Source organism: Stygiolobus sp. CP850M, from assembly GCF_037389425.1.
Taxonomy (GTDB): Archaea; Thermoproteota; Thermoprotei_A; order Sulfolobales; family Sulfolobaceae; genus Stygiolobus.
This window is the reverse complement of the sequence record NZ_JBBHKR010000107.1, coordinates 40,590-53,058: the sequence shown is the minus strand read 5'-3', so window position 1 is coordinate 53,058 and position 12,469 is coordinate 40,590. Positions and strand designations below refer to the sequence as shown.

Annotated in this window: 11 protein-coding genes, 1 tRNA gene and 1 pseudogene; 8 read left to right on the top strand and 5 right to left on the bottom strand. The window is 39.5% G+C overall.

Annotated elements, in window-relative coordinates; translation table 11 throughout:
• The first annotated feature begins 12 nt into the window (after positions 1 to 12).
• The 5 genes from WIW89_RS13450 to WIW89_RS13430 all read left to right on the top strand — a co-directional run bounded on the left by WIW89_RS13450 (position 13) and on the right by WIW89_RS13430 (position 3,596).
• Complete coding sequence (locus tag WIW89_RS13450; protein WP_337701300.1) at positions 13 to 120, top strand: sulfocyanin-like copper-binding protein; 108 nt, start codon at positions 13 to 15, stop codon at positions 118 to 120.
• A 197-nt stretch (positions 121 to 317) separates the two neighbouring features.
• On the top strand, positions 318 to 869 hold the full coding sequence (gene soxA, locus WIW89_RS13445; protein WP_337721147.1) for a proton pump complex quinol oxidase subunit SoxA: 552 nt from the start codon (positions 318 to 320) through the stop codon (positions 867 to 869).
• A 6-nt stretch (positions 870 to 875) separates the two neighbouring features.
• Entirely contained in the window at positions 876 to 2,441 is a 1,566-nt protein-coding gene (gene soxB / locus WIW89_RS13440; RefSeq protein ID WP_337721145.1) for a proton pump complex quinol oxidase subunit SoxB, read from the top strand.
• A 40-nt stretch (positions 2,442 to 2,481) separates the two neighbouring features.
• A complete protein-coding gene (locus WIW89_RS13435) occupies positions 2,482 to 3,042 on the top strand; it encodes a DUF1404 domain-containing protein (RefSeq protein ID WP_337721143.1) in 561 nt (186 codons plus the stop codon).
• Between the two features lie 188 nt (positions 3,043 to 3,230).
• Positions 3,231 to 3,596, top strand: coding sequence for a NifB/NifX family molybdenum-iron cluster-binding protein (locus WIW89_RS13430; RefSeq protein ID WP_337721141.1), 366 nt, complete (start codon positions 3,231 to 3,233; stop codon positions 3,594 to 3,596).
• A 187-nt stretch (positions 3,597 to 3,783) separates the two neighbouring features.
• On the opposite strand, the pseudogene WIW89_RS13425 reads toward WIW89_RS13430, so the two are convergent.
• A pseudogene (locus tag WIW89_RS13425) lies at positions 3,784 to 4,842 on the bottom strand (MFS transporter); the annotation flags it as partial.
• Positions 4,843 to 4,919: 77 nt separating this feature from the next.
• On the opposite strand from WIW89_RS13425, the gene WIW89_RS13420 reads away from it, so the two are divergent.
• Both WIW89_RS13420 and WIW89_RS13415 read left to right on the top strand, forming a co-directional pair.
• Positions 4,920 to 5,522 carry an IS607 family transposase gene (locus WIW89_RS13420; RefSeq protein ID WP_337721139.1) on the top strand — a complete coding sequence of 201 codons (603 nt, stop codon included), beginning with the start codon at positions 4,920 to 4,922 and terminating at the stop codon, positions 5,520 to 5,522.
• Positions 5,494 to 6,819, top strand: a complete 1,326-nt coding sequence (locus WIW89_RS13415) for an IS200/IS605 family accessory protein TnpB-related protein (protein ID WP_337721137.1) — start codon at positions 5,494 to 5,496, stop codon at positions 6,817 to 6,819. The genes WIW89_RS13420 and WIW89_RS13415 overlap by 29 nt, the downstream gene beginning before the upstream one ends.
• Positions 6,820 to 6,954: 135 nt before the next feature.
• On the opposite strand, the gene WIW89_RS13410 is transcribed toward WIW89_RS13415, so the two are convergent.
• Positions 6,955 to 8,121, bottom strand: coding sequence for an MFS transporter (locus WIW89_RS13410; RefSeq protein WP_337703367.1), 1,167 nt, complete (start codon positions 8,119 to 8,121; stop codon positions 6,955 to 6,957).
• 316 nt (positions 8,122 to 8,437) lie between these two features.
• On the opposite strand from WIW89_RS13410, the gene WIW89_RS13405 reads away from it, so the two are divergent.
• On the top strand, positions 8,438 to 9,421 hold the full coding sequence (locus WIW89_RS13405) for a DUF7347 domain-containing protein (RefSeq protein WP_337721135.1): 984 nt from the start codon (positions 8,438 to 8,440) through the stop codon (positions 9,419 to 9,421).
• Positions 9,422 to 9,673: 252 nt separating this feature from the next.
• Here the strand turns inward: WIW89_RS13405 and WIW89_RS13400 are convergent.
• The 3 genes from WIW89_RS13400 to WIW89_RS13390 form a co-directional block, all read right to left on the bottom strand.
• Positions 9,674 to 9,774 (bottom strand) — tRNA-Leu (locus WIW89_RS13400).
• A gap of 66 nt (positions 9,775 to 9,840) precedes the next feature.
• Positions 9,841 to 10,620, bottom strand: coding sequence for a hypothetical protein (locus WIW89_RS13395; protein WP_337721132.1), 780 nt, complete (start codon positions 10,618 to 10,620; stop codon positions 9,841 to 9,843).
• A 159-nt stretch (positions 10,621 to 10,779) separates the two neighbouring features.
• Positions 10,780 to 12,387 carry an outer membrane protein assembly factor BamB family protein gene (locus WIW89_RS13390; RefSeq protein ID WP_337721131.1) on the bottom strand — a complete coding sequence of 536 codons (1,608 nt, stop codon included), beginning with the start codon at positions 12,385 to 12,387 and terminating at the stop codon, positions 10,780 to 10,782.
• Positions 12,388 to 12,469: the final 82 nt, after the last annotated feature.

The window sequence follows — 12,469 nt, the reverse complement described above, 5'->3', positions numbered from 1 at the left end:
CTACCTGCAGGAATATATTGGTTTGCTTGCGGAGTACCGGGACACGCACTAGCTGGAATGTGGGGAACAATAATAGCATCAACCTCAGTAACAACACCATACGTAATAATAACAAGTTAAATATTTTCTTTTGATTTTTATTTTTTAATTTATTTTAATACTATCTACTATACCTCATAAAATCAATTATCCTTTTTCCATATTATAGATATAAAACTTCATTTTGTTAATTTTTTACTTTAAAATTTAATGATAATTAAAAATAAATACTAAGAAAAGCTTTTAAACTATTACTTGTAATTAATTTTTGACCCAAATTGGCAAATGAGCATAGAGATTGGGAGAAGATCTGGTTCTTCATCATGTTAGCTTTAGTTATTGCTTTTACTGGCTATAGCTATGTTTCTATAGCTAATGGAACTTCAGCCACTTATCGATACGGTCTACCGTTAGGTAGTGGTTTACCTAAACATCTGCCTAATGGAACTCTGGTAGTCTATATGCTAGCAGTCCAGTGGGCATTTATACCACAAAACGCTACAGAAATAATTTACGTTAACGGACATATGGAAAACATAAGTGTACCACAAGTTATAGGTTATGCACAAGGATATAATCCAGGCTTATCAGTGCCTTATATTAAGGCAATGCCAGGTCAGCCGATAGTAATAGTGTTATATAGTAACAACGTAGATCATGGCTTTTATATACAACTACCTCATGGTACACAAAACTTGAATATAGTCCCGGGTATTAACTCCTATGCGTTTTTTTACGCACCTAATACCCCTGGAAATTACACATTCCATTGTTCGGAATATTGTGGAGTAGGCCACCCATTAATGTATGGTTATATATGGGTTGGGTGATGTAAAATGGTAAAACTATATCCTAAAACGGGTTTGGGTTTAGGTTTAGTTTATGCAAGTGGAGCGATTGCATGGCTAATAGCTATGGGAATAGCAGCATTATGGTTCAGAACTATACTTTTAAACCCTAACCTACCACCCAAGACTGAAGCAGCCGTAGCTCCACTTTACTACTTCCTTGTGACTTTTCACGGGCAAGCTGCCATGATGATAATAGTTGAAGACCTCTCGTTCTCTATCTTTGCCTACGCATTGTATAAAAGCAACATGTCGATAATTCACAATAAGTTACTATACGCTCTATTCTGGTTGATAAACCTACCAATGATAGTGACTTTTGCTGGAGGTCCAATGACAAGTTGGTACATGTATCCACCTTTAGCATTACAGAGCGGAAGCTGGATGATCTTTCACTCATCTATATTGATTGGTTTAGCTTACTTCATGATGTTCATAAACGCAGTAGCTGTTTCCTTAACTGCTTTGGTTATGTTCATTGACGGATTAAAGACCAAGCCTAAAGAAGGTAAAATACCTATATTTGCAGCATATGCAATGATATTTGCAGGAGCGTTTATATTCTTAACGGAACCGGCACTAGCTGCTGCTGAGTTATGGTATGTACTATACTTTTGGGCTAACGTTCCGGTAAACCCGTTAACATGGGTAGTGTTATTCTGGTTCTGGGGGCATCCAGTAGTTTACTATGCACCGTTTACTGTATTCGGAGGGCTATATGCTCTAATACCACAATTTGCTGGAAGACCTCTATATAGTGATAAATGGGCTAGGTGGAACATATTATTGCTTTTCACTTTCGGAATGACAGTATGGGTTCATCATTTACAGACTTGGCCCTTACCAGTGTACATTAGAGCATTCATGACTTCTAGCACACTTATATTAGCTACTGGTTCAGGCTTAACAGTACTTAATTTAGGTTTAACAATTGCAACAGCCAAGAAGTATGACTACAAGAATCCCGTAGGATTCTCAGCTCTTATAGCCTTAATAGGATTTATTCTAGCAGGTTTACAAGCACTGATATTACCAATAAACCCGTTAGACGCATTAGTCCACAACACCTACTACATAGTAGGTCATTTCCACCTGATGATCTGGACAATTATTGTCGTGGGTTATGTGGCAATATTGTTAGACATGTTGCAAACTAAAATGGGGACGTTAATGCAATTATCGAGTATAGGCAAGGGAATGGTATTCGGAGGTCTAGGTCTATGGACTATAGGAGCACTCGGTGCTGGTTATGTTATGAGTATTGCAGGTTATGAAGGTTTAATCAGGAGGTATGTATCATATCAGCCGTACTTCCAGTCTTTCATGGATGTAATATCTTACTTTGGAATGATGATGGGAATAAGCTTCGCGATGTACGCTATACCAGTATTATTCACTTTACTAAGAGTGGGGACTAACGTATTCTGGGTAAGGAGCGAAGCACCATCAATGCCTACAGGGACTAACATAACAATGAATACTACAGATGATAGCTCTTCTTCTAAGACGGTAAACACAAAAACATTAAATAGTAGTGATAAAAACTTAGATTAATAAAAGTAAATTTTTTAAGGTATATCTCGTAATTTTTTATATGATTAAATTAAACCATAACGTTTCTAAAAAACCCTTAATTATCTCGTTAATATTCGTTTTAGCTTTTGTCAACCCTTATGTAGAACTCCTCCAGTTCACTAATCCTATTGCTTACATGCTAGACCACTACGCTCTGTATGTTGCAGGGCTAATTGCAGGTTATAAGTATTTTAGGGGCTCCTTCTGGGCTCTACTTATAGGTGCTATACCCGCTGGGTTCTGGCACATCCCGTTGTTCTTCGCTCTAGCCGCATCCTTTTGGCAATACCGGGTTTTGTGTGAAGTTACATTTTTTGTAGGAGGTCTTTTAGCCGGGTCTTACATACCTAATATGTCGCTGTCACAAAAGCTCGTGGGTTTGGCTGTATACATGCTATCTGACTCAATCTTAAGTATCTTTTTTGTCCTAGGTTATCCCCAATATTCCAATGTAGACTACCCGTTTTTGCAATGGAGTAATGATGAACTCCCACCGGTCGGAATAGCAATGTTTCTGGTAATGAACATAGTGTTAGTTTACAGTATATATAAACTCATGAGGAACATTCAACTGTTCTAAATACTTTTTATATATACTCGTCTTCTTTGCTTAAATAAATAAATACTCGTCGTATATTATAGTGAATATATAAGCTACAATTTATTTCCCACCACGTTATTTTTAAAATTTTTCAACAATCATGGTGACTACGTTAAACGCACAAAAACTGACACATATTTATAAGCTCAATCTACAAACTTAACAATATGATTTGTACAGTAACAGACTCTGACTTTCGTGTGAGAATATTCTCAAGGGGAGATTTACTAGTACTTTATGATGAGACTAAAGGCGAGATAGTGTTAAAGAAGAAAAACCCGGCTCTCGATTCGCCAATGAAAAGACCTGCAGTGGCTAAAGAGTGCATCAGGCTGGGTGCTGACAAAGTCCTAGCAGCTCATGGTTCCCTCTGTTTTCCAGCTTTTAGAATGCTTAAAAAAGCCCGGATAAAGATGTTGATAACTGACGACGGTAGTGAACTTAAAACTACTAATTATTGGAACGTTAACTGGAAAGAAGTAATGTATTCAAGCTTTCTGGCAATGACAGAGAGGATAAAAGGACATGACTAAGCATAGCTCAGAAAACTATATACTCTAGAGCGATTAGCCTTATGGCCTTGTGTAAGCTAGAAGGGAATAAGTTCTTTTTAATTTATACTTTAAAAAACGAGGGTAAAAATACGGGAAAAAAGTAACGAGTATATTGTAAGAGTTTTGGACTACTATTTCACATTGATAAAACAGCTCGACACCTTGTCTAATTAACCTTTACTTTCGAAGGTATTAACGGGATTAACACGGTTGATAAAACAGCTAAGACGAGAGCTATGTAAAACGTCGATATTAACGAGAAATTAAAACCTAATAACGCCGTGATTAACGCATTACCCGCAGCACCTCCCACAGTAACGCCTATCCCCCAGATGTATGAGTTAGCGACCGTGTAAAATGACTTGGGAAAAGTCTGAGATACGTACCCCAAAAGCACGGGGAAAGCACTAAAAGCGGCAAATGTAAAGACGCTGTACATCAACACGGAAGCTAACAAGTTATCAGACAGCAACAAAAAGCCGAGGAAGGACAACACTGACAGTATACTTGTTATCAGAAATGCAAACCTCCCTCCCTTCTTCTCAGTGACCCAACCGAAAACCGGTTGACCCAGAACAGAGCCTAGAAATCCCACCGTCAAGAAGATCCCCGCTAAGGTCTTTGAATGGTATATATAGTAAATAAATTCCCCTGTGAACGTGGTAGTCCCAGTTATGAACATGCTCCTAATAAATACCAATACACCAAGTATGATAAGGAATTTATAAAGTACTCTGTCTAGTTTTTCCGCCCTTTTTCTAATTTCTTCAAGGGATCTCTTTTTGTACTGTCTTAGACCGAGGTAGATTACCATTGTTGCTAAGACGAACACTACTGTCAGGGATAACAGACCTCCGATTTCTCCTATAGCTACAATTAGAAACGTAATTATCGATGGCATCAATGCCCTACCTATACTTCCGAAGGCTCCGTTAATACCTAGTGCTCTTCCGCTGCTCCTACCGAAAACCCTAGAAAGTATTGCACCACCGATCGGATGATAAAAAGCTTGTCCTATACCTAAGAGTACTGTTCCTATAACTATCAGCAAGGGTGTGAAAAAGCCTAATGCGAAAAGAAGTATTGACACACCCTCCATGAAGATCCCTAAGCTCATCAGCGGAGTGTCCAGGTCATGTTTATCGGCAAAGTCACCTATCAGAGGAGATAGTAAACCGGAAAGTAGAGTGTAAACAATCGATAAAGCCCCTAGGAATACCAGACTAACGTGATCTTGGGTAGAATAGTAGACTGTAACACTTTCACGTTACTTTTAAATACTTCTAGTTACTTTTAATTACTGTGGAGAGGTATCTAACACCTAGTGAAGTTGCTGAAATATTCGGCATGAGTAGGAGTGGTGTTATTAAGTGGATTAGGGAAGGGAAGATAAAGGCTGTTGAGGTTAACGGTAGGTGGAGAATACCTTACAGCGAAATTGAAAGATTACTATCTGGCGGTGGAAGGGTTAAACAAGTAGCGATTTACGCTCGAGTTTCACCAACACAAAAGGACTACCTAGAGAGGCAATTGGACGCATTAAGAGAATGGGTTAGGAAAACTCTCGGAGAAGTGAGTGCAATAGAAGTTAAGGACATAAGTTCCGGGTTGAAAGAGGACAGAGAAGGTTTAAAGAAATTAATAGAATTAGCCAAGAGGAGGCAAATTGACACAGTTGTAGTAGCTTACAAGGACAGGCTAACACGTTTCGGCTTCGAATACCTCGTAGAGTTGTTCAAAGCATATGGCGTAAACGTTATTGTGGCTTTCCAAGATGAAAAGGATTACGTGCAAGAGCTAGTGGAGGACTTTGTAGAAATCGTCAAGTCATTCGCCCCAAGAATTTACGGCCAAGAGTATGAGAAGGTGATAAAATGTGTTGAAGACGTTGAAAAGGACGGTTAAACTAGAGAGCGACTTCTTGAACGAGTGGAAATATCGAGTTCTCAGAGAGGTTGAGGAATACCAGAGGAAGTTCGTTAATGAAATGATTGAGGTAATCCTATCAGAGGCCTTACAGACCACTAGGAAGAAGTTACACGAGAGGTTTTACAGTGACTATAAGGAGAAGTACCCCTTCCTACCCTCAAGGGTTATTGAAGGTGCTTATATCGTTGCTGGTAGGATTGTTAAGAGTTTTAGGGAGAGGAGGAAGAAAGGGTTAACGAGGAAGGATAAACCAGAGTATAAGAGGGTTATGATCACTATTCCTAACATGGTTAATTGGAAGTTTAACAAGGTTTCTGTCAGCGTTTTAACTCACAAGGGTTGGGTCGAGATACCCCTCAAGTTCACCAAGCAATTTGTCCACTACATATATGAAGGTTGGAGGGTTTCGCAAGAGCTTAAGCTGAGGTTAGTTGGTAGGAAAGTCTTAGTTTGGTTGACTTTCGAGAAGGAGGTTGAAGTTGAGTCCAAGGAGGGTAATTATATTTCTATTGACGTTAATGAGAACAACGTCACTTTAGCGACTTTTGAAAATTTTAAACTCAAGGAGTTGAGGAGATATGAAACTGGATTAGGGAGGATTGTGGTTAATTATTCCTTGAGAAGGGAAGAGATTACTAAGGGACACTCAACTAAGGACCAACTAGTTAAGAAGAAGTTGAGGAAATTAAGGGAAAGGGAGAGGAAAACTGACGTTTTGAGGAAGACTGTTAAGAGAGTCGTGGAATTAGCTAGGGATTTAAGGGCTAAGGTTATTGTTGGTAAGTTCTCCTCAAGGTCTAAGGAGAAGATGGAGAGCAATAAAAATGATAAGCTTAGGCATAGGATTCACCAGTGGAGTGTTGTTAAATTTGTGGATATGTTGAAAACTCAAGCGATAGACGTTGATGAGGTTTCTGAGTCCTACACTTCCTCTATCAACCCGTTTAACGGTGAGAAGTTGAGGAAGGGTAAGCAAGTAGTTGAGAAGGTTATCAGGGTTTTTAACCCCTACCTGATGACGGGCACTGCTCACGAGGGTGGGGGGATTAAGGTTTTCAAGGTGAACGCTAGGTACTTGGAGAGTGGTGAGGTTCTTTTGGAGAGGGATTCTATTGCTCCTCTTAACTTGGTAAGAAAGGTGGATGGGAGGGTATTGGTGTTTCCCTCGACTAGCCCCAATGAGTTAAGGGTGACTGTGTATGATCCCTTAAGAGGGGTGCCCGTGGCGGAATTAAAAGTAATTAAAAGTAAGGAAAAGTTACGCCATGGGTAAACACTATTAACAAAGGGAAGATCAGGAAAGTACCGTCGTTCATGAAGTGAGCTAATGAAGTTATGGCAAGTGCCCTGAAATCGTTGGGTTCCATAAAAATAGTTCGAATTCGAACAATTTAAGTGTATCTAAATATCATTCGCTCTTAACCTTACTCAACAAGCTGTAATAAATATAACCGCCAGCTATCTGCAAGACCCCTCCTACTATCTCGGGTAGAGGTAACCAAATATCCATCAGAATACCGCTTGCACCGCTACTCAACTGAGCTACACGTGTTGAAACGCCTTGAATGCTAGTCGCAGCACCGTAGTCCTCCGCTGAGATTCCCCTAACGTTTATTGCAGTTCTATTTGGCGCCCCTATTCCAGCGTTAAAACCCCTTACAGCATAAAACACAGCTGCCATGATAAAAAAAGGTGATAAAGCCATTGCTATGAGGAATACGCCGTTTAGTAACCTCGTTATTGAGGCTACAAATAACGTGTTTCCCCTTACTTTTGAAGCTAGGGCGGAACCCAAAGAGGTCAGTAAATACGAGATCGTGAAAACCAGACCGATCTGGGATTCCGTAACATGGTAAGCCAACTTAAACCATAGGGGAAGCAAGGGGACGGCTAACCCTATCCCAGCCCCGGTTACCGTGTTTGACGCTATGACCCGTAAGATGTAAGAGAAGCTCTTCTTTCCCATGATCTTTGTGGTCTTTTTGGGTCTTTTGGCCTCCTTAACTATGGCAATACTTATTACTGAAATCGCCATTAATACTGCAGCTACAGCGAAGAGCGTTCTGTACTCTTCTACCGCCGGTTTATGGATGAGGGGTTGGAGGGAGAGCAATAAACTACCTATGACGCTCGCACTACTCGCACCTGAACTTAAGTAACCGAGTTTTTTAACCCTTTCTTTTTCGTCCCTCCAATTTGAAGCTACTAATGCGGATATCCCGGGGGACCAGAGACCTCTTAGACCACCGCTAGCCCCTCCGCCTATACCGGTAATGATCAAGAGTGGTATAACGAGGTTTATGTTGGAGGTAAAGCTAAGTGCGGTTATGCCGAATAAGGGGAGCATGTCACCTATTATTAACGACTTTTTATACCCGTATCTGTCCCCTAATAAGCCTAAACCCAGTGAGAGAAGGGAATAGAAAGCGATCACTCCAAACACTATTAATCCGACGTTGATTACGGAAAGCCCGAGTAATGAAAGGTAGAGAGGAATAGAAAGGCTGACGTAGACTAGTGCAATACTCCTAGCGACCCTTGATATGAAGAGAAATAAAAAAGATCTATCGACCATGATTTATCGAGTCTTTTCGGGACTAAAAAGTTTAATTTAGAACAAATTTATGTATATGGCTGTCACTGAAGGTTTATGAGAGAAGAGTATATTATCCTAAAACTGAGGAATAAAACTGCCACATTAGTAATATTTAAAAACCCTTTTAAGTCTCTATTATTTACGATATTTTCTCTACTTTTTTCGTTTATTTTTACCTTTATATTTCACATACGTTTTTGATAAGTTGCTTAATGAGGGAGTAAAAATCTCTTTACTATTTGAATAAATTGAAATTTACTAATGGATTTATAAATCATGTGACATATTAATTAATATGGAGTCACAAAACGGAGACATATTCGATGCAATATCTCATGAAATCAGGAGAAAAATAATCCAACTGTTAGCTGAAAAACCAAAGACTTTTTCCGAGTTACAAAAGGATTTAGGGTTAGACAGTCCGGCACTGGCTTTTCACATTAGAAAACTTAACGGTCTCATATCTAAAAACAACCAAGGGTATTATGAGTTAACACCCTTAGGGGTTAAGGCTTTAAACATGATCAGGCAAATACATAATGAAGCCCCCACTCAAGCTAACAGTAATGAAGAAGATGAAGAGGAAAAAGGTGCATTTTTGCTTACCCCTGGACTTTCTAGTTTGTTTAAGAGTATACAATCAATAGCTGAATTACCTTCTAAACTAGACGAAATTTTCGCTAGGGGTTTCGGCTGGCATAAAATGTTCGAAGTATATAACGGTCCTCTATCTCTAAAGCCTGACTTAACTGTGAGTATTAATGGAGGTAAGGTCACTATATATCAAGGTGACCCACACGCCGTAATCAAATGTGTAGACGAAGACGGATTTCACATGAAAGATATAGGAAACGAATTAAGGATAGAGATCGATGGATGTTACGCAGTGATACATTATCCGTCATTGAACTCATTGAAAGGAGAAGTTAATGGAGGAGCTATTACGCTAAAGAACTCGATTGCAAATATTTCGATTGAGATAGACGGAGGAGTTTTTCGCGCAGACGTGGAAAACGTGGTAAACTCTAAAATCCAAATAAATGGAGGAGTTGCTAACTCTAAATTACGTTATGCCGGAGAAGGTACCTTATATGCTGAGGTAGACGGAGGGACGATAAATCTGGATTTAGAAATACCTTCTAACATAGGAATAATTTTCAATAAGAACGTAAACGGCGGATTAGTGAAAGGGGGCAAAAACATGGTTAAGGAGAAGAATGTGATCGCTAACATAGAAGTTGACGGGGGAATTGTATCTGTTAATACTAGAGTATACTAATAGATTATGGTAACACTGATACTGTAAGAACAGATGAATAATTAAAAGAGATATGAAGCGATTATCTATAGAAGATATAGACAATACAATAGATAGTGTAGTAATAATAGGCAAAAACACAGTATTAAGGTTAAATAAACGTGAAGCAAAGAGGTTACTAAAAAATACTAAACGATCCTCCAACAAACAAAGTTAACATAAATTACAGCTATCTGACAAGAATAGGTCTAGTTAAAATTAATCTTATAATAATGCGGGGGGTGGGACTTGAACCCACGCAGGCCTACGCCATCGGGGTTCTCACTTATGGGGTCCTGAGCCCGACCCCTTTGACCTTGCTCGGGCACCCCCGCACACCACATATTATACGTTTATGGTAAATAAAGTTTTAACAAGTCCCAAAGCTCTTTACCTTAAACTTATCTCTTGGTCTCACTTTTTATTTCCCAGTTTCTATTAAATCTACACTTCAACACTCTATTCAGATCCCTCAAGTTGACCGTAAGGAGAGCTACAGAGCCTAAAGGTAGGATATAATAGACCAGTATATAATAAGTCGGGGAAGCAAGAATCGGTAGAACTGAAAATACAGCCCCTATTCCAGCAGCAACAGTGACTATTATCAAAGTAGGTAAGGAGAGGCAACAAGATGTCCCAGAAATTATTCCAACTGTAGGTAAGACTACAAGTGTTATACTTTTCTTCTTAGCCTTTACAGCTTTCCACAACTCCAATACTCTTTCAACGTTGGCTCCTAGTAGTAAGGAGAGGATTAAACCTAAAAAGATCGTATAGGGAATAGCATCTGATACGAAACCGTAAAGGTAAAAAGTGAAGCCTATAGCCTCAGTCTCGTACTCGACAAAGTAGGGAAGAGGAGGAGGAACAGCTGCTCCGAAATAAACAGTCACATAGGGCAAATATTCTACACCGCCAAATAATGCTTCATAAAAGGCTCCGTAAAGAAGTACATGAAATGTCATATAAATGGATGCAGAAATCCAATAGGCCCTGCCTTTTTTAATCTCTCCCCACACCATATTGAAGAACCTCTTAGGTATCATAAGCCAAACTGCTGACCAGAACGTTATAGCTGATAGCATACCACCTATTCTCACGTAGTGAAAAGCTAAGAGATAAAACACGAAGGAAGATACTAGAAGGATTATGATAATACTTAGCCTTGTTGCAAGATTCATAAAAAATATATATCTTCGTACAATTTAAACTGAATAGTAGTAGTTGACGACGAAACCAGTAAAAAACCGATTGAAACGTTAAATTTTAAGGTTAACTTCTTATCATTCGTTAGTTGGCAATCAGATCTTCATATAAAGGCGGAAGAAGAATCCCCCATCTCAATAGCTTTGATAAGAGGGAAATATTTCGTTTAGCGGAAGGGCTATTACCCAGCCGTAACTATTCGCTAAGAACATTGTATTTCCGGCGATTACTGGGTTCACTATTCCGAACCTTCCTCCTACTTGGTAAGTTGCCAATATTTGTCCACTATGCGGGTTTAATACGTAAATGTCTCCTCCTGCTGCTACCCACAATAATCCGTGGTAGTAAGTCGGGCTACCTCTAGGACCTCCGGGCAACTTAGGAGGTATTCCTAAATCTGGTAGTCTGGTTTCCCAAAGTATTTTATCAGTAAACAGGTTTACCGCTGCTACACTACCTAAAGATGGTATTCCTACGTAGACAGTGTCATTTATTATTATCGGAATTCCACCCTTAAATGCTGGAGGAGTATATCCTCTACCTAAGTTAGTAGCCCATAGAACCTTTCCGTTAGTTGCATTTATTGCTAACAACATCGTGTCCACAGTCCCGTTAGGCTCAGCGTTTGCAACAGTGCTCTGGACTACGATACCATATTGTTGTGATACTGCTACGGGTACGTCACCCATACCGGTATTATATGGTTTATTGGGTGAAGGCAGAGTCGCGTTCCACATCGTAGCACCGGTTAGTCCGTTTACAGCAATTATTAATCCGTAGGGAGCTCCTAAGGAAGTGAACCCACCTATGAATACCGGTGTACCGTTAGGTAGTACGTAGTAATTCACACTACTCATACTAGCGAATAGTCCCTTGAAATCATCCATCCATATGACTTGTCCAGTACTAGCGTTAACACCTACGAAACAACCTCCACCCGTAGTATATGCTAATATACCATTATATACTGCAGGAGCTGGCATCGCTTCACCCATTGTAAACCTCATCCATAATAATACTCCGTCAGAAGCGTTAAAGGCATATATAGCTCCATAACCCATACCTCTATGGATTAAATCGTACTGACCTTTTTCGTAGTGAACAAAATTAGCAAAGTTAAAGCCCACATCACCTACAGTAACGAATATTATACCGTTCCACACTATGGGGTTATTCATAGCATAACTTGCTAACCCGGTAGCATACCATATTACGTTCCCGGTAACAGGATTTACTGCAAATATACTCCCTGGTACACTGTCCATCTCTACAAATAATTCGTTATCTGCTAGTGATACCCCTAAAGGTTGTCCGACCATTTGTGTTAACATCACTAAGGCTGTCTTAACCCCCATCACACTCGCTCCCGGTAGTTTAGAGGGAGGAGTAGATAGAGGTATTGAAACACCTCCTGCTAATTGAGCAGCAGGTAATTCCCAAGAGACGCCAGTTATTAGCGCGGTACATGTCGTAGTGACAACAGCGTTGTGATCTTGCTGTGAATTAGTTACTGGCCACGTTGAGGGTAGCCCCATATTTGAGTCGGAAGCGTTTTCTGGATAGTAAATCACTTTAATAGTGTAAGGGAAATAAGTCCCGTTATAGCACGTGTACTCCCTAGTTATGACTATCGGGGAGGAGGGTATTAGTGGTGGCTGTCCACTTAGTATCGATACTGCAGCTACTAAGCTCAAAATTAGACTTAGTATTAAAAATACCAAGAAGATTTTCTTACCCAACATTTTTTGTCATTACAATTATTAATTGAAATTAATATAAGCTTTGCACATTTTTAAATAATTACTCAAGTTTTCATGAAAAATA

Bases quoted from the DNA above. Each gene is read 5' to 3' on its own strand.
- soxB (WP_337721145.1), top strand. From the start codon at position 876: ATGGTAAAACTATATCCTAAAACGGGTTTGGGTTTAGGTTTAGTTTAT.
- WIW89_RS13430 (WP_337721141.1), top strand. From the start codon at position 3,231: ATGATTTGTACAGTAACAGACTCTGACTTTCGTGTGAGAATATTCTCA.
- WIW89_RS13390 (WP_337721131.1), bottom strand. From the start codon at position 12,387: ATGTTGGGTAAGAAAATCTTCTTGGTATTTTTAATACTAAGTCTAATT.
- WIW89_RS13410 (WP_337703367.1), bottom strand. From the start codon at position 8,121: ATGGTCGATAGATCTTTTTTATTTCTCTTCATATCAAGGGTCGCTAGG.
- WIW89_RS13435 (WP_337721143.1), top strand. From the start codon at position 2,482: ATGATTAAATTAAACCATAACGTTTCTAAAAAACCCTTAATTATCTCG.
- WIW89_RS13395 (WP_337721132.1), bottom strand. From the start codon at position 10,620: ATGAATCTTGCAACAAGGCTAAGTATTATCATAATCCTTCTAGTATCT.
- WIW89_RS13405 (WP_337721135.1), top strand. From the start codon at position 8,438: ATGGAGTCACAAAACGGAGACATATTCGATGCAATATCTCATGAAATC.